Origin of the sequence: Solidesulfovibrio carbinolicus (assembly GCF_004135975.1) — a bacterium.
Lineage (GTDB): Bacteria > Desulfobacterota > Desulfovibrionia > Desulfovibrionales > Desulfovibrionaceae > Solidesulfovibrio > Solidesulfovibrio carbinolicus.
Window position 1 is genome coordinate 4,339,506 of record NZ_CP026538.1, and the last position, 16,478, is coordinate 4,355,983.

At 67.9% G+C, this 16,478-nt stretch carries 14 protein-coding genes; 6 read left to right on the forward strand and 8 right to left on the reverse strand.

The features are described from left to right. The first annotated feature begins 59 nt into the window (after positions 1-59). The 4 genes from C3Y92_RS19395 (at position 60) to C3Y92_RS19410 (ending at position 5,471) form a co-directional block, all read left to right on the forward strand. Positions 60-1,223 (forward strand): methyl-accepting chemotaxis protein, encoded by a 1,164-nt coding sequence (locus tag C3Y92_RS19395; protein WP_129355433.1) that lies wholly within the window; start codon positions 60-62, stop codon positions 1,221-1,223. A gap of 3 nt (positions 1,224-1,226) precedes the next feature. Next, on the forward strand, positions 1,227-2,708 hold the full coding sequence (locus C3Y92_RS19400) for a hypothetical protein (protein WP_129355435.1): 1,482 nt from the start codon (positions 1,227-1,229) through the stop codon (positions 2,706-2,708). 4 nt (positions 2,709-2,712) lie between these two features. Continuing rightward, positions 2,713-4,968, forward strand: a complete 2,256-nt coding sequence (locus C3Y92_RS19405) for a DUF3536 domain-containing protein (protein ID WP_129355437.1) — start codon at positions 2,713-2,715, stop codon at positions 4,966-4,968. Between the two features lie 188 nt (positions 4,969-5,156). Then, the gene (locus tag C3Y92_RS19410) at positions 5,157-5,471 is read left to right on the forward strand and encodes an EF-hand domain-containing protein (protein ID WP_129355439.1); all 315 of its coding nucleotides are present in this window, start codon (positions 5,157-5,159) and stop codon (positions 5,469-5,471) included. A 300-nt stretch (positions 5,472-5,771) separates the two neighbouring features. Here C3Y92_RS19410 and C3Y92_RS19415 read toward each other — a convergent pair whose 3' ends face one another. The 5 genes from C3Y92_RS19415 to C3Y92_RS19435 all read right to left on the reverse strand — a co-directional run bounded on the left by C3Y92_RS19415 (position 5,772) and on the right by C3Y92_RS19435 (position 11,663). Continuing rightward, positions 5,772-6,713 carry an IS110 family RNA-guided transposase gene (locus C3Y92_RS19415; protein ID WP_129354653.1) on the reverse strand — a complete coding sequence of 314 codons (942 nt, stop codon included), beginning with the start codon at positions 6,711-6,713 and terminating at the stop codon, positions 5,772-5,774. 205 nt (positions 6,714-6,918) lie between these two features. Next, complete coding sequence (locus C3Y92_RS19420; protein ID WP_129355441.1) at positions 6,919-9,291, reverse strand: coiled-coil domain-containing protein; 2,373 nt, start codon at positions 9,289-9,291, stop codon at positions 6,919-6,921. Between the two features lie 79 nt (positions 9,292-9,370). Further along, entirely contained in the window at positions 9,371-9,757 is a 387-nt protein-coding gene (locus C3Y92_RS19425; RefSeq protein ID WP_129355443.1) for a cytochrome c3 family protein, read from the reverse strand. Between the two features lie 119 nt (positions 9,758-9,876). After that, positions 9,877-10,620, reverse strand: coding sequence for a precorrin-3B C(17)-methyltransferase (gene cobJ, locus C3Y92_RS19430; protein ID WP_129355445.1), 744 nt, complete (start codon positions 10,618-10,620; stop codon positions 9,877-9,879). A 2-nt stretch (positions 10,621-10,622) separates the two neighbouring features. After that, positions 10,623-11,663 carry a cobalt-precorrin 5A hydrolase gene (locus tag C3Y92_RS19435; protein WP_129355447.1) on the reverse strand — a complete coding sequence of 347 codons (1,041 nt, stop codon included), beginning with the start codon at positions 11,661-11,663 and terminating at the stop codon, positions 10,623-10,625. A 97-nt stretch (positions 11,664-11,760) separates the two neighbouring features. Here C3Y92_RS19435 and C3Y92_RS19440 point away from each other — a divergent pair, with 97 nt between their 5' ends. Further along, positions 11,761-12,198 carry a hypothetical protein gene (locus tag C3Y92_RS19440; RefSeq protein ID WP_129355449.1) on the forward strand — a complete coding sequence of 146 codons (438 nt, stop codon included), beginning with the start codon at positions 11,761-11,763 and terminating at the stop codon, positions 12,196-12,198. A 31-nt stretch (positions 12,199-12,229) separates the two neighbouring features. Here C3Y92_RS19440 and C3Y92_RS19445 read toward each other — a convergent pair whose 3' ends face one another. Both C3Y92_RS19445 and C3Y92_RS19450 read right to left on the reverse strand, forming a co-directional pair. Further along, the gene (locus tag C3Y92_RS19445; protein ID WP_165352144.1) at positions 12,230-12,634 is read right to left on the reverse strand and encodes a lysozyme inhibitor LprI family protein; all 405 of its coding nucleotides are present in this window, start codon (positions 12,632-12,634) and stop codon (positions 12,230-12,232) included. Between the two features lie 90 nt (positions 12,635-12,724). Beyond that, complete coding sequence (locus C3Y92_RS19450; protein WP_129355453.1) at positions 12,725-14,230, reverse strand: sensor histidine kinase; 1,506 nt, start codon at positions 14,228-14,230, stop codon at positions 12,725-12,727. 341 nt (positions 14,231-14,571) lie between these two features. Here C3Y92_RS19450 and C3Y92_RS19455 point away from each other — a divergent pair, with 341 nt between their 5' ends. Further along, positions 14,572-15,732 carry a D-alanyl-D-alanine carboxypeptidase family protein gene (locus C3Y92_RS19455; RefSeq protein WP_129355455.1) on the forward strand — a complete coding sequence of 387 codons (1,161 nt, stop codon included), beginning with the start codon at positions 14,572-14,574 and terminating at the stop codon, positions 15,730-15,732. Between the two features lie 141 nt (positions 15,733-15,873). On the opposite strand, the gene C3Y92_RS19460 is transcribed toward C3Y92_RS19455, so the two are convergent. Then, positions 15,874-16,470: a hypothetical protein gene (locus tag C3Y92_RS19460; RefSeq protein WP_129355457.1), complete on the reverse strand. Its 597-nt coding sequence runs from the start codon at positions 16,468-16,470 to the stop codon at positions 15,874-15,876. Positions 16,471-16,478 lie beyond the last annotated feature (8 nt).

Sequence of the window (16,478 nt, forward strand, 5' to 3'; positions counted from 1 at the left end):
GCCGGGTTGTTTTGTGCCGCCTCCCCGTGCCGCATCTCCAACCGCAAGGACGCACCGGCATGAGGTTTCCGCTTTTTCCCGCCAAGATCGCCCTGGCCGTGTGCCTGCCCGCCGTGGCCGCGCTGGTGCTTGGGCTTTTCGCCGTCTCCCGGCTGGACGGCCTGGCCGCGCGCTCCAAGACCCTGGAAACCGCCCGCCTGCCCCGGGCCGATCTGGCCGTGGCCGTGGAGCGCCGGCTGCTCCTGGCCGCCCAGGCCATCCGGGGCTATGCCCTGTCGGGCGACCGCGACGCCCTGGAGCGGGCCAAAAAAGACCTGGGCCAGGCCGCCGACGCCCTGCACGCCGCCCGCGAGGCGGCCAGCCGGCCCGGCATGGAAAGCCTGGCCGCCGAAGCCCAGAAGATCGGTTTTTTGCTCGACACCTACAAAAAAGCCGCCGAATCCGCCGCCGCCGCCAACGAGCTGGTGGCCAGGGACCGGGCCGATCTGGCCGCCGCCCAGGAGGCCTATGCCGCCGCCGTGGCTAGCTACATCGAATTCAAGACCGCCCAGTGGGACAAGGAGCTGGCCGCCAAATATCCCCAGCCCGACCCCCTGCGCCTGCACGCCAAACGGCTCAAGACCGCCCAGGCCGTCCAGGACGCCGGCCGCGACGTGCGGCTGGCCGCCGAGGCGGCCAAGGCCGAGCGCGACCCGGGCCGGCTGTCCCAGGCGCTTGCCCGCTACGACGAGGCCGAGGCCCTGCTGCGCGAAGTGAAAGCCGGCAGCGACGAGGAAAACAAGCGTCTGGCTCCGGTCTTCGCCGCCCTGGCCGCCTGCCGCCAAGCCGCCGGGGCGCTTTTGTCCGACTGGGAGGGCCTCAAGTCCACGGGCCGCCAGATCATCGAGGCCGAGCGGGCCGCCCTGGCCGCCGGGGCCGATCTCGGCGGGGCCACCCTGGCCGAGGCCGCCGCCGACGCCTCGGGGCTGGCCGATGCCGTGCGCGCCTCGCGCCTGCTTCTTGGCGGCGCGGCCTGGGGTATTTGCCTGGTCGGCATCGTCTTCGGCCTGGCCGTGGCCTTTCTCCTGGGCGGCCCGGTGCGGCGCTGCGCCTTTTTCGCCCGGGATCTGGCCGTGGGGCGCATGACCGGCAATTTGCCCGTGTCCGGCCACGACGAAACCGCCGTGCTGGCCGAAAGCCTGCGCGAAATGGCCCGGCGCATCGGCAAGCGGCTGGCCCGCTGAACCATGGCGACCCTGGCCGCCCGACTCCTTGGTCTGGCCCTGCTGGCCCTGGCTGCCTGGCTGTCCCTGGCGGCCGGCCCGGCCGAGGCCGCCAAGCCACTGGAATTTCGCGGCATCCCCTTTGGCGCGCCCCTGGCCGAGGTTCCCGGGCTGGTCCCGATCCTGGACGCCGGCCCGGTGGCCCTTTATCGCCGCGAAACCGAAAAGCCGGCCTTTGGCGAGGACTGCCCAACCACGGTGCGCTACGGCTTTTCCCGGGGAAAATTCTTTTTCGTGCGGCTGCATCTGGCCGGCTGCGAAGACCTCGGCAACGTCATCGCCGCCTACGAAGCCAAGTACGGCCGGCCGGCCCGGGAAGGCGCGCCGGGCTGGACCCGGCTGGTCTGGCGACAACCCGCCCTGACCGTCAGCTTGTCCCACGACGCCCGGGAAGGGACCACCGACATCGACTACGTCTATCTCCCGGATCTCAGCCATGACGAGCGTGACACCTGGCAGAGCCTGGACGACGTGCGCGCCCATGGCCCCATCGGCTTTCGCGGCATCCGTTTCGGCCGCGACATCGAAAGCCTGCCCGAAATGGCCGAGGCCTACCGAGAAGGCGCGGCCGTCTACTACCGCCGGGCCGGCGAACGCCTGGAGCTGGGCGAAACGCGCCTGGGCGACATCCTCTACGGCTTTTACCAGGGCAAGTTCTTCGCCGTGCTCATGCGGGCCGACGCCGGGGTGGATTTCGAGGCCCTGCGCCAGGCCTATGCCGCCAAATACGGCGCGCCCCGGGCCATCGCGGCCACTCTGGAAGAAGAACTCGTCTGGAGCTGGCCGGGGGCCCAGATCGCGCTGTCGCGCGACACCGCCGCCGGCGGCCTGGCCATCCGCTACGCTGACGCCGCCCGGCTGGCCCAGGTCGTGGCCGCCGAGACCGCGGCCGGCGCGCCGCCGTCGCTGTCCGGGGGGCTTCGCATCTTTTCCAAGGGCGACCCGCCCCGGTCCTTTCGCGGCGCGGCCTTCGGCGCTCCCGAAACCGCCCTGCCCACGGGCGAATTCCTCTTCACCCACCGGGGCCGGCGCTACCTGCGCCGGGCCGACGAACGCCTAAATCTCGGCGACATCCCGCTTATAAGCGTGGTCTACGCCTACGACGCCGGCAAACTGGCCGGCGTGGCCCTGACCATCGCGCCCTCGGGCAGCGACCCCAAGGCCGACTACGAGCGTGTGCTGGCCGCCTACAGCGCCAAATACGGTCCGCCTGTCACCCGACCGGAACCTGACGGCGCGACCATGCACCTGTGGTCCTGGCCCGGACTGTCGTTGGCCCTGGTGCGGCCGGCCAAGGGGCCCCTGGAGGTCCATTACGTGGACGCGTCGCTGCTGCGCCGTCGTGAGGCCGCCCTGGCCGAACGCGCCCTGGACGCCCTGGACCGCAAAACCTTCGCCCCGCCGCCGCACGGGGAAAACCGCATCGAAAACCCCGGACAGGAGTAGCACCATGGACCGCGCCCTGTGCATCCACGGCCATTTTTACCAGCCCCCCCGCGAGGACCCCTGGCTTGGCCGCATCCTGCCCGAAGGCAGCGCCGCCCCGGCCGTGCACTGGAACGAACGCATCTGCCGCGAATCCTACGCTCCCATGGCCCGGGCCCGCCGCCAGGACGGGGCCGGACGCATCGCCGAATTGTTCAACTGCTACAGCCACATGAGCTTCAACGCCGGCCCCACGCTCATGTCCTGGATGGCCCGCTCCGCCCCGGACACCTACGCCCGCATCCTGGAAGCCGACCGCGAGAGCCTGGCCCGCCTGGGCCACGGCAACGCCCTGGCCCAGATCTATCACCACGTCATCATGCCCCTGGCCACCGAGCGCGACAAACGCCTGGAAGTCGCCTGGGCCGTGGACGACTTCAAGGCCCGGTTCGGGCGCGATCCCGAGGGCATGTGGCTGTCCGAGACCGCCGTGGACACCCCGACCCTGGAAGCCCTGGCCCAGGCCGGCATCCGCTTCACCATCCTGGCCCCGTCCCAGGCCACGGCCGTAAGCGACAACGGCCGCGACTGGCGCGGCGTGGACGCCGGCTCCCTGGACATCCGCCGGCCCTACGCCGTGCGCCTGCCGTCCGGCCGGGAAATCGCGGTCTTTTTCTACCACGGCCCCCTGTCCCAGGCCGTGGCCTTCGAAAACCTGCTGGCCGACGGCGAACACTTCTTCCGCCGCCTGTCCGAATCGGCCGGCGGGGGGCTTTTATCCCTGGCCACCGACGGCGAAACCTACGGCCACCACTTCAAATTCGGCGAAATGGCCCTGGCCTACGCCCTGGACCAGGCAAAATCCGGCCGCGACGGCCTGACCCTCACCAACTTCGCCGCCTATCTGGCCGCCAATCCGCCCAAGGCCTACGCCAAGGTCCGCGAGGCCTCGGCCTGGAGCTGCGCCCACGGCGTGGAACGCTGGCGCTCGGACTGCGGCTGCACCGCCGGCGACCACCCGGGCTACAACCAGCGCTGGCGCGCCCCCCTGCGAAACGCCCTGGATTTGCTCAAGTCCCGCCTGGACGCCCACTTCGACGCCAAGGCCGGCGCGCTCTTCAAGGACCCCGAGGCCGCCCTTGTCGCCTACGGCCAGGTGCTGGCCGGCACGCAGTCCAAGGAAGGCTTCGAACGGCTGCACATGGCTGCCACGGCCGACGCCGTCCGCCGGGGCGCGGCCTGGAAACTCCTGTCCATGCAGGCCTGGGGCCTGGCTGCGTTTGCCAGCTGCGCCTGGTTTTTCGACGAGATCTCGCGCCTGGAGCCGGTCAACGCCATGACCTTTGCCCTGCGCGCCGTGGAACTCGCCCGGGCCACCGGCATGGCCGACCCGGAACCGGAAATCCTGGCCATCCTGGCCCAGGCCCGCTCCAACGAACAAGCCATGGGCAACGGGGCCGACATCTGGGAAACCATGGCCCGGCCCCGGCGCGAAACGCCCAAAACGCTCATCGCCCAGGCGCTTGTGACCCTGGCCCTGGAAAACCGGCTCCCCCTGGGCGGCGAGGAAGCCGCGGCAACTTGGCCCGGCGTCGCCGTGGCCGTGCGCCTGGAAAACGCCCAGGCCGGCGCGCCGCGCCCCGGCTCGGCCGCCATCGTCTACCGCCATGAAACCGCTGCCGAGCGCTACGAACTGACCTATACCCCCTCGCCCACGTCCGATCCCTTCGCCGCCTGCGCCGCCATCCGGCCGGCCACGGGTGGAGTCGAGGAAGGCTTTGCCTTCGAGGCCGTGGGCTTGCCCGTCAATAAACGCCAGGCCCTGGCCGACGCCTTCTCGCGCCACCACGCCGAAGTCTTCCACGCCGAAAACCTCGCCGCCGCCGCCGTGGCCCGAAGCCTCGTCACCGAGCGCCAGGAAGCCCAGAACACCCTGACCCTGGCCCCCCTTGTCCTGCACCTCTGGCCGGGCCTGTTGTGGCTCGAAGTCTTCGAACCGCCGCTGCCGCCCAAAAAACGCCAGCTGCTCCACCTGTTCCTCAAGCACACCGGCGACGGTTCGCCCGTCAAGGCCGCCCTGGAAGCCCGCATCGCCGCCGAAGCCGCCCGGCTCATCGAACAGCCCGACCCGGACTGGCGACTTCTGGCCCGCCTGACCCGCCACGCCGCAGAACTGGGGCTGCACCCCGACTGGTGGGCCGCCCAGAACGCCCTGTGGCAACGCCGGCCCTTCGCCGGCCCGGCCCGGGAACTGGCCGAAGCCCTGGGCTTTGCCGTGTAGCATCGCGGATATTTGCCCTGGGGCGACAGGGTTTTTTGCCGCTTGGCGCAAAAAGACCGGCCCCGGGGATTGTGCGCCGCCCGGCGCACGGGTTACCGATTGGAAACAAAACCGGCAACGCCAGCCGGGCCGGGCCGGGGCCGCCGGCCGCACCCTTGTAAAGACTTCGACCGCTACGGGAGACGACCATGCTGCGACACGTTCCGGCCGTCCTGGCCGTTCTGGCCCTGGCCCTGGCCATCGGCGGCTGCTCCGCCAAATCCGCCAAGCCCGCCAAACAGACCTACATCAACATCGATCAGGTCTTCGCCGCCTACGACGCCAACGGCGACGGCAAAATCACCAAGGAAGAATTCACCGCCAAATTCCAGCAGAAACAAAAAGCCGATACGGCCTGGAAGAAAATCGACAAGAGCAGCAACGGTTTCGTCGAACGTACCCTCAACGACGACGAGCCGCTGCGCGTCTGGAACGACGTCGAATCCCAAAACGAGCCGTATTAGCCGGCAGCAGGGCGCTGCCCTGCACCCGCTGGGACGCTGTCCCAGACCCTGCCAGGGCGCTGCCCTGGACCCGCCGGGGGGCTCAGCCCCCCGGACCCCCGACCTGGGGTGGCCACCACATCCCCGTTCCGGGTAACCCCGGGCGAAGCGCTCCCGCGCCCAAGGGGTCTTGGCGCACTCACACTTTTCGACGTAATATCGGCCTCTTACCGAACCCAGGAGGGGTTTCCAAAGGGGCTCAGCCCCTTTGGCCGCCGGAGCAACGGTGGTTCAAGTCAACCCCAGAAGGCTGGTTAAGGCCTAGCTTTCACAGTGCGCCCAGGGTTGACCGGATCGAACCATTGCATTCAAAATCGTCACGAGCTTTCGCATGGAAGCGACAGCTGCAACTTTGTGAGGCTTGCCAGCCTCCGTCAGTCGCTTATAGAAATCACGAATTACTGGGTTGAAACGAATTGCCGTCATGATGGCCATATATAAAATGGAGCGAAGATTACTGCGACCACCAAAAACCCGACGTTTTCCACGAAACTTGCCACTGTCGCAATTCATTGGGGCAACGCCAACAAGTGCAGATATCGCGCGGCGGTTCAATTTTCCAAGCTCGGGAAGATTTGAAAGAATGGCTGTTGATAGAACTTCCCCAACTCCAGGAACACTACGAAGCAAATTGTCCTGTTCACGCCAAAAGGGACTTGCTCGGACAAGTGCACCAAGATGAGTATTGATTTCGGACAACCGCTCTTCAAGCCAATCGATATTTTTTTCTATGTCATTTCTGACTGAACCATAGGAACGCGAAAGACGATTCTTCTCCATAACGAGCATTCTCAATAGCTGGTTCCGTCTGGACATAAATGCGCTAAGCTCCTGCGCCTGTTCATCCTTCAACGGTCTCACTTCAGGGCGGAGCTGTTTCCCAAAGAGCGCCAGCATTTCTGCATCGATTTTGTCAGTCTTTGCCAGCCGCCCGGTAGCCTTTGCGAAGTCCCGGACCTGGCGAGGATTGACCACAGCAACAGGAAATTTCTTCAGGCTTAATGCCGTGGCAACAGGAATTTGAAGACCACCTGTGGCCTCAAGGACAATAAGCTCAGGCCTAATCTTGGAAAACTTCTTGCAAATCGCCTTTATACCGTCTGGATCATTGGTGAAAACAAAGGCATTTCCATCAGGGAGTGTGTGAACGTCCAGAGTTTCCTTTGAAACATCAATCCCAATAAAACGCTCAATAGCAGCCATGTATGATCCTCCAGCACCCAGCCTTGTAGATACGGGCTCGCAGCCCAGGCAACGGTTCGGGTTCCGTGGAAGAAGGGGACGACGATCCTGGCTCCGGCACGAGCTTGAAGCTCAAGGCATCATCGATCTGCCGTCCCCTCAACCGTAACAAGTTTAAAACTGCTACGGAAACATACAAGGCACTCTTCTCTGCGCTCCTCCTGCCCTACCCGGCGAATTCCTGCAGCAGCACGGCGATTTCCTCACGGATGACGGCGGCGGCCGCCTTGGGCACGGCGGTTTCGAGTTCGGCCAGCAGGCTTGCGCGCAGGGTGTTGAGGGCGGCGTCGAGGTCGCCGGGGGTGACGCGGCCGCCGAGGCCGTTTAAGGCGTCGCGGGCGTCTTGGGCGGCTGCGTCCACGGCGGCGGTGAGATTGTCCAGGGCGCTGGCCGAGGCGACGTCGGCGAGCAGGGTTTGGCGCAGGGTGGCGGCCAGGGCCTCGGGATCGATGCGCTCGCTTTCGAGGTTTTCCAGGCGCAGCTCCAGGGTCTGGGCCAGGGAGACGGCCTCCTGGCGGGCCGTGGCGGCGGCGGTTTCGGCCAGGGCGTCGAACCGGGCGTCGAGGTTGCGGATCTCCGCGACGGCGACCTGTCTGGCGGTTTCGGCCAGGTCAGCCAGGCGTTCATCCAGACTGGCGGCCAGGGTTTGGATTTCCTGGCGAGCGGCCTCGGCCGTGGCTTCGAAACGGGCATCGAGGCTGGCGGACAGGTCGGCGGCCAGGGTTTTGCCCAGGCCGTCCAGGGCTTCGGCCAAACGCTTGCCGGTGACAAAATCTTCGGGGTCGGGCAATTCCCGGCGCAGTTCGGCCAAGCGTTCATCCAGGCTCGCGGCCAGGGTTTCGCCCAGGCCGTCCAGGGCTTCGGCCAGACGCTTGCCGGTGACGAAATCTTCGGGGTCGGGCAGTTCCCGGCGCAGTTCGGCCAGGCTGGTTTCCATGGAGCGGGCGAAGTCCTCGAACTGGGTGTGGCGTCCCTGGCCCAGGGCTTCGAGGCGGGCCAGGCTTTCGCGCAGGCGCTCCAGGGTGGCGTCGAGGTCGCCGGACGAGGCCGCGGCCGGCGGCGGCAGTTCGGCCAGCAAGGCGGCGCGGTGGTCTTCCAGGCTGGCGCGCACCTCGGCCAGGATGTCGTCCTTGAGGCTGGAGGCGTCCGAGGCCGGTTCGTACTTGGCGAGCAGGCTTTCGACGCGAAGGGTCAGCGCGCTTTCCAGGCGGCCGGCCAGGGCCACGGCCAGGGCGTTCTCATCGGGCGGCGGCGGCAGGGCGTCGAGGCGGCCGGCCAAGTCGGCGGCGGCGGCCTCCAGGGCGGCGATGCGGCCGGCCAGGGCCTTGTCCGGGGCCGGGGTTTCAGCCTCGACGGCCGGGGCCTTGGAGGAATCGATGAGATTGTCCAGAGCGCCGAGGTCGATGCCGCCCACGGACGGCCCAGCCTGGGCGCGGGCGGCCATGGCCGGCATGGCGGCCGCGCCCACGGCGACGGCGGCTGCTGCGGCGGCGGCCAGGGGAATGGCCTCGGCCGGCAGCTCGCCGGCTTTGGGCAGATCGGCGAAATCGGTCAGATCGTCGTCCTCGGGCAGGGAGTCGCGCGGGGCGGGCTTGTCCGGGGCGGCCTCGAAGGCGGCCAGGGCGTCGTCGTCCTCGGGGACGTCGGGCAGCGTGCCGAGCAGATCGGGCAGGGGCTCGTCGTCGCCGGGTTCAGCCAACAGCGCGTCGATGTCGGCGTCGGAAACGGCCTTGGGGGCTTCGTCGTCGTCGATGTCGGCCAGGAGGACGGCGGCCACGGCTTCTGGTTCGCCGGCAGCGGCCGCTTCGGGCGTGGCGGTTTCAAAGTCGAGGTCGGCCAAGTCCATGGGCTCGTCGCTGTCCGAGGCGGACTCGGCGGTCTCGGCGGGCGCGGCGTCAAGGTCGCCGAAATCGATGTCGTCCAGGCTGCCCTCGGCGTCCGCGTCTTTGGCGGTGTCGCCAAGGCCGAGCTCTTCGAAGGAGACATCGGCAATATCGGGGGCGGCGGCCTCCGGGGCCGCGTCGTCGTCCAGGCCCAGGCCGGTGAGATCCAGGGCGTCGTCTTCGTCGGCGGCAACGGCGGACGCGGCGCGCGGCGCGGGTTTGTCGTCGTCCAGGCCCAGGCCGGCCAGGGGATCGTCGGCGTCGTCGTCCAGGCCGAAATTGGAAAGATCAATGGCGTCGTCGTCCGCTGCGGCGGCGGTCGCCTTGGGGGCGGCGTCCTCGGCCTCGAAGCCGGCCAGATCAATGAGGTCGTCCTCGCCGTCCGAAGCGGCGGCGGCCTTGGGCGCGTCATCGACCTCGAAACCGGCCAGGTCGAAAAGATCGTCCTCGCCGGCGGCATCCGCCGGGGCGGCTGCGGCCGGCGGCGCTTTGGCGGGCAGGGGTTCGGCGTCGCCGAAAAGATCGTCGAGCTCTTGTTCGAAGCTCATATCGACGCCGTCGTCGGCCGCGCCATTCCCGGCGCCGCCCTCTTCCACGAGGTCGGTGAGATCGATGATGTCGTCGTCGGCATCGGGAAGGGGCTTGTCGCTTGCCATGGAATACCTCGGCCGGGTTGCATCGCGCCGTCGCGGGACCGGGGGATAGGCTCCCGGTCCCGCGACTTGCGCAGTGGGGTTAGGCGCCCTTCTTGGGGTGGCACTCAGGGCACTTGGTGGGGCCCTTGGCTTCCTTCTTGTGGCAGCCCATGCAGCTCTTTTCGCTCTTCATGTCGTGGAAGGCACGATAGAACGACTTGTCGCTGGTCTTGTCCTTGGGATCAAGGCTGTCATGGCAGCCGGCCGCAGAGCACTTCTGCGAGGCTTCGCCCTTGTGATGGCAGGCCTTGCAGTCGATCTTGGCGTGTCCCTTGTGGGAGAACTTCACCGGCGACTGGGTGGCAGGCATGCCCTCGGGGGCTTTGATCTCTCCGTCAGCCGGAGCGTCCACGGCGTGGACCATGGGCAGGCCGACAAAGCCCACCAGCGAGGCGCACATCAGACACGAAACCAATGCTTTTCTCATCCCTCACACCTCCTTCCAAGAAGAATTTATCACTTAGAGGGTGTACGGCCAGCCCGGACAGCCTGTCAAGGCATACGCCCCGGAAAAGACGGAAGATTTACCCTCCCGACGGTCGGAAATCAGCCCTCCAGGGCGTACTTGCCGGCATAGCCGCGCGGGGTGAGGAAACGGCCGGCGGCCAGACGGCTGGAGCTGTTGCCGACCACCACCAGGGTGAGCATGTCGGCCCAGTCGGGATCGGCCTGGGCCAGGCTGGTGAGCCGGATCTCCTGGGCCGGGCGGAAGGCGTTTTTCACCATGCCCACCGGCGTTTGCGGGTCGCGATGCCGGGCGGCCCGGGCCAGGGCCTCGGCCAGATGGCCCGATCGCTTGCGGGAGCGGGGATTATAGATGGCGACCACGAAATCGGCGGCAAAGGCCGCCTCCAGGCGCGCTTCGATGACCGGCAGGGGGGTGAGCAGGTCGGAGAGCGAAATGACCGCGAAATCGTGGGTCAGCGGCGCGCCGAGCAAGGCCGCCGCCGCGCACACGGCCGGGATGCCCGGGACCACGGAAAATTCCAGGGCCTGGGGCAGCCCCATGGCGTCGAGCATTTCCAGGGCCAGCCCGGCCATGCCGTAGACCCCGGCGTCGCCGCTGGACACGAGCACCACCCGCCGGCCGGCGGCGGCCGCCTCCAAGGCGGCCCGGCAGCGGGCCACCTCGCCGGTCATGCCCGTGGCCACCACGTCCTTGCCGGCCAGCAAGGCCGGAGACACGAGATCGACATAGGGGCCGTAGCCGACGATGCAATGCGCCTCGGCCAGGGCCGCCTCGGCCATGGGGGCCAAAAGCGCGGCGTCGCCCGGGCCAAGCCCGACCACGGTCAGCGCGCCAGGGCCAGGGCCAGCGTCGCCACGGCGTTTTTGGTCTTCGGGGCCACGAGCCTGCCCCGGTTTGCCGCCACAATCGCCGCCGCTTCGCATACGCTTTCCACTCCCATATGTTTGGCCGCCATCGCCGAGGGATGGGGCACGCTTATGCCGGACAGTGCGTCGGCGGGAAAAAATACGGTTGCCGCCCCAAGCCGCCGGGCCGCTTCGAGCAACCCCGGCTCGTGGCCCTTGGCCTCGATGCTGGCCACGAGCCCAATGCTGGCCGGGGCCAGCCGATACTGGCGGCAGGCGGCGTCAACGAGCTCCAGGATAGCCTCGGCGCTCGCCCCCTTGCGGCAGCCGATGCCGGCGACCAGGACGCGCGGGCGCAGATAGAGCCGCGTGGGCGTTTCCGGCCCGGCCCGCCAGTCCACCAACGCCAGGGGTTCGTCCGGCCCGACCTCGGCCGGATCGGCCACCCAGACGAAATGCCGTGCGGCGGCTTCGGGCGGGGCGAACGCGCCCAGGGGATCGAACACGGCCACCAGCTCCCCGGCGGCCAGGGCGGCGTTTATGCGGCGCGTGGCGACGGGGTTGTCCAGGGACAGGCCGGCGTCCCGGGCGAGCAGTTCGATGGCCGGCGCGCCGGCCGCGTCGGTGGCGGTAGTGACCACGGCCACGGCCCCGGTCAGGCCGGCCAGACGCCGGGCCAGGTCGTTGGCCCCGCCCAGATGGCCGGACAGCAGGCTTACGGCAAAGGTCGCGGTGTCGTCCAGGCAGACCACGGCCGGATCGGCGGCCTTGCCGCGAAGATGCGGCGCGACGGCCCGCACGGCGATGCCGCAGGCGCACAGGAAAACATGGGCGCGGCGCTGGTGGAAGGTTTCGGCCACCAGCGCCGACAGGGATTCAAAGGGCACGGCCCCGTCGCCGGCCAGCCGGGCCGGGGCGAAAAGCGTTGCCGGCAGCTCCCGGGCCAGGGCGCGGCCCAGGGCCAGCCCCTTGGCCGTGACGGCATAGACGGCGACGTCGCCGGGCGTGGGTGCGTTCATGGAAAAAGCATAGGCTATTTCGCCCCGGGACTAAAGACGGCCCGGGGCGTGGCCGATAAGAGCAGCGAACGGGACAAGTCCCGGACAGGAGAGAGCCATGATCGATGCGGTGGACAGCGGCGGATACGGGACGCTCGGGCTGTACGCGGCCCAGGCTCCCGCCGTGCCTGATCCGACGCCGCCGCCGCGAGTGACCAGTCCAGATGCCGAACCCGTCCGCGCCTCCCAGGCGGCCCCGCCGATCCAGGGCCAGGGAAGCGGGCCGTTGCCCGGGGCGCAGTCCGGCGCGGACGGTTCGGCCACTTCTGGCCGTGATTTTGGCGACAGCGGCTTTGCCCAATCCCGCCAGACGGCGGTCCTGGCTTCGCTGGCCGGCGCGGCATCGACGGCCTCGGCGAACGGGACGGGAACCGCCGACGGGGTTTCGACCGGCAACGCCGCCGCAAGCGCCCGAACGCTTCGGGCCTATGACCGGGCCGGCGCGTCCACCAGCGCCACGGTAGCCTCCGGGGCCATGTTCACGGCCCGGGCCTGAGACCTCGACATCACTTTCCCGCGAACAACAACTACCGCACCGGATAGCTGCCCGTGCAGACGTCGCCTTCGGGGATGCCGTCGCGCCAGGGCTTTAATTGCTCCGTGCGTTGCTGCGTCAGGGCGGCCAGGCCGTTGCACCAACACAGGTCAAAGGCCGAGCCATACTCCCACTTGTCCCTGGCCGGGTAGCGGGCGGCCATTTCGGCGTCGCGGAAGGCCACCCAGGCCCGCTGGGCGACCTTGAGCTTGTCGATGAAATTCTTGTCGTCGGCGTTTTTCTTGAGGATGGCCGCGTAGACGGCGTTGAGTTCGGCGTCGGCCTTTTTGAGGGCCGCGCAAGCGGCGGCGTTGTAGGCCGCCTGGGACTGGGCCAGGGCCGCCGTGGCCGGGACGGCCAGCACCAGCGCCAACGCCAAGACACACCGTGCGAACATGGACCCCTCCCGGCCGCGCCACGCGGCAATCATACTCCGCAGCCCCAGCCAAAACCTTCTCCCCCCTGACAGGGAGGGGCCGGGAGGGGGTTACCCCCTCCCGGCCGCCGGAGGCATCTTCGTCATCGTCTTCGTATTCGTTTGCGCATGTGCCGCCGTACGCGGCTTGGGAAACGACACCGTGACGGTGGTGCCTTTCTGTTCGGAGGTGGCCATGGCGATCTTGGCCCCGTGGGTTTCGGCGATGAGCTTGGCTCCGTAGGCCCCAAGTCCGGTGCCGTCTTTTTTGCCGGCGGTGGCGAACTTGGTGAAAAACCGCTGGCGCACGGCGGCCGGCACGGCGCCGGCGTTGTACACGGCCACGTCCAGGGTCTTGCCTTCGGCCAGGGTCACGACCACGCGCTGGCCGGGCGGCGAGGCTTCCAGGGCGTTTTTGATCAGGTTGGAGAGCATGGTGTAGAGGAGCATTTCCTCGCCGCGCACGGCAAAGGCGTCGCCGTCCTGGCGGGGGCGGCCCCGCACGAGGACATCCAGGGCCAGGTCGCTGGCCTCGATGACCCCGCGCAGTTCGCCGGAAATGTTGTCGAGGATGGGCAGGATATCGACCATCTGGGGGGAGAGTTCGTAGACGCCGCGCTCCATGCGGTAGAGATCCAGGGACTGGTTGATCATGTTGAGCATGCGGTAGCCGGCGTGCTGCATGAGGCTTAACATGTCGTTTTGGCGCTCGGTCAGGTTGCCGTCGCGGCGAAGGAGCTGGGGCAGGGTCAGGACGGCGGTCAGCGGCGACTTGAGGTCGTGGCGGGTCATGCGCTCCACGTCCTCGCGCAGGCGCTCGGCCTTTTTGCGGTCCGTGACGTCGACGATGGTGTAGCCCAGGATGTCGGCGAAGTGGGTGGCGAACTCCGAGCCCTTCTCGCTGGTGTAGCGGGTGGGGTTGGAGTCGAAAAAGCTCAAGACGCCGACGAGCTTTTGGGGGCTGAACTTGTCGCGCAGGGGATAGATGAAGCACGAGCCCAAAAGCAGCACCTTGCGTTCGGCGCAAAAGCCCTGGCCGAAAAAGAATTCCGGATCGGGCACGGCCCGGATGGTGCCCATAAACGGCCCTGGCCCGACGCCCTTGGGCATGAGTTCGGCCAGCTTGGCTTTAAGCGCCCCGGCCTCGGCCAGACGCGCCCCGGGCGGTTCGAAGGGGGCGTATTCCCCGGCGTCGAGCAGCAGGCTCACGGCCCGCAGGCCAAAGAGATCCTTGATGCGCTCCAGCACGGCCGGCAGATCCTCGTGGCCGCGCATGAGCTCCACCACCCGGATGGCCTTGCGGAACTTCTCAAAGGCCGTGAAACTGCCCTCGAAGCGGTCCACCACGGTCTTGAGCTTGGCCTGCAAATCCACGCACTGCTTGCGGTTGCGTTCGTTTTCCTTGCGGCTGTCGAGAATCTCGGCCTGGGCCAGGGCCACGGCGTTGGCCCGCATCTTGATGGCGCGGCGCAGCTCGGACAGGGATTTTTTAAACCGGTAGCCGTTGCGGTCGGCAAAAGCCTCCTCCAGGGCGAGGAGGCGTTCCTGGATGTCGGGAAAATCGTGGGTATCGGCCATGGAAGGATCAGCGCCGGCCGGCACGGGTTGGCGCAAGCACACGACAAGACCTGGCCGCCCGCGCGGCTATGCGCGCAAACGGCCCGTAGCCGGCCGGACCCTGTCGGGCCGGCCCCCCTGGGACACATGGACGAAATGGCATGAAGGCTCCCTGCGGCAACCGCCCGACCCCCCGTCCGGCGTTTGCTTTCCCTACCCTACGGCAAGCGCCCGTCGGGCGCAACGCCGGGAGCCGGGCTTTTGACTTTCGCCATCCTCGCGGGTACAAGCGCAACGTCGATTCCGCCCCGGCTGCCCGGGGCAGGCCAGACGCGTTCGCCACGCAAGGGGAACCAAACCGCATGCATCACGTACTTCGCGCCAGCATTCTGGCCGCCATAGCCCTCCTGGTCCTGGTCGTCGCGCCCCTGGCCGATCCGGCCCAGGCCCTGGCCAAGGAACAGCCCGCCAAATCCCAGGCCAAACCGGCCGCCAAGAAATCGGCCAAGGCCGAAACCGCCCCCAAGGCCAAAAAACCGGCCAATGCCGCCAAGGCCGCCGCGCCGTCCAAAGCGCCCCACCCGGCCAAGGCCGCCCTGGCCGACAGCCCGGCCCCAAAACCCCGCCGGGCCAAAAAAGGCGAGCTCCCGGCCAAGACCGACATCGAAAACGAGGAAGGCGACATCGGAGCCTGCGCCGTGGGGTCGCCGCTGACCGTCAAGTCCGCCATCCTGTGGAACATGAACACCGGCGAGGTGCTCTACGAGCAGAACCCGGACGTGCAGATTCCGCCTGCTTCGCTGACCAAGGTGCTCACGCTCTACATCCTCTTCGACGCCATCCGCCAGGGCCGGCTGCGCCCCTGGGACGTCATCGAGGTTTCCCAGCGGGCCGCGACCCAGGGCGGCTCCAACATGCGCCTGCGCTCGGGCGAGCAGGTCAAGGTCACGGACCTCATCAAGGGCATTGCCGTGGCCTCGGCCAACGACGCCTGCATGGCCATCGCCGACAACCTGGAGAACGGCAACGCCGAGGCCTTCGTGGCGCTCATGAACGACACGGCCAAGCGCCTGGGCATGAGCAACTCCGTGTTTTTCAATCCCAACGGCCTGCCGGCCGACGGCCAGGTGACCACGGCCCGGGATATGCTCAAACTCGCCGCCGCCTACCTGGAGCAGTTCCCCAAATCGCTCACCATCCACTCCATGCAATATTTCACCCACAACAACCGCCAGCGCCACAACGCCAATTCGCTGCTGGGCCGCTACGAAGGCGTGGACGGGCTCAAGACCGGCTTCGTGTGCGCCTCGGGCTACAACATCGTGGCCACGGCCATGCGCGGCGACACGCGGCTTATCGCCGTGGTGCTCGGGTCGCGCAACCCGCGCGTGCGCGAGCGCGAGACCGCCAAATTGCTGGATAAGGGCTTCAAGATGGTCCAGGCCAAAAAGGCCGCCGGCCCAACGCCCGTGGCGGCCGCGACGCCGCCGGCCGCGCCGGCCCAGGCCGTGGGACAGCCCTGAAACGATCACGCCCCTGACCAGGGCAGACCCGTTGCACAGCAAGGGAGCGCCGGCCGCTCCCTTTTTTTCACCCCAGAGAGCGCCGGGGCCTGAGGCCTCCAGCCGCCGGAGCATCTTCCGCCTTCCGCTCCCGCCTCACGACTACCCCCGCTTATCCCGTAGATCGTCGAACTGGCGGCGGACGGTTTCCAGGCGGCGGCGATAGCTTTCGGCGTCGCCGTATTCCAGGAACCGGTGGTAGCGCGAGTGGGTGGCCTTGGGGGTGCGGGCGTGGCGCACCGGGCACCAGTATTGTTCGGTGCGGGCGGCCACTTCGCGCACGAAGCCGAGCAGGCCGTTGAAGTAGCCGCAGTAAACGCAATTGAGCTTTTCGATCCAGTTGAGATAGGACAGGGCGTAGCGGTCGATGACAATGTAGTCGCCGCGCCGCACGCGGGGGATGCCGTAGATGGGGAAGCACACGAGCTGGTAGAGGGAGACGGTGAAGTCCATGAGCAGGGCCGGGATGACCGCGCCCCAGATGACCGGGATGGTAAGGATCATGAGGAAGCCGGACTCGTAGACGTAGGCCGACCATTTCTTGGCCAGCAGCTTGTGCTGGCGGATGATCTCGCGGGTGAAATGGACTTTCTTGCGTTCGATGGTGTAGCGCGTCTGAGCCCCAACCTGTTCGAACTCTTCGGCGAGTTCCTTTTCCAGGGCCTCCATGCGGGCGATGATGTCCTCGATCTTGCTCAAGGGGACCT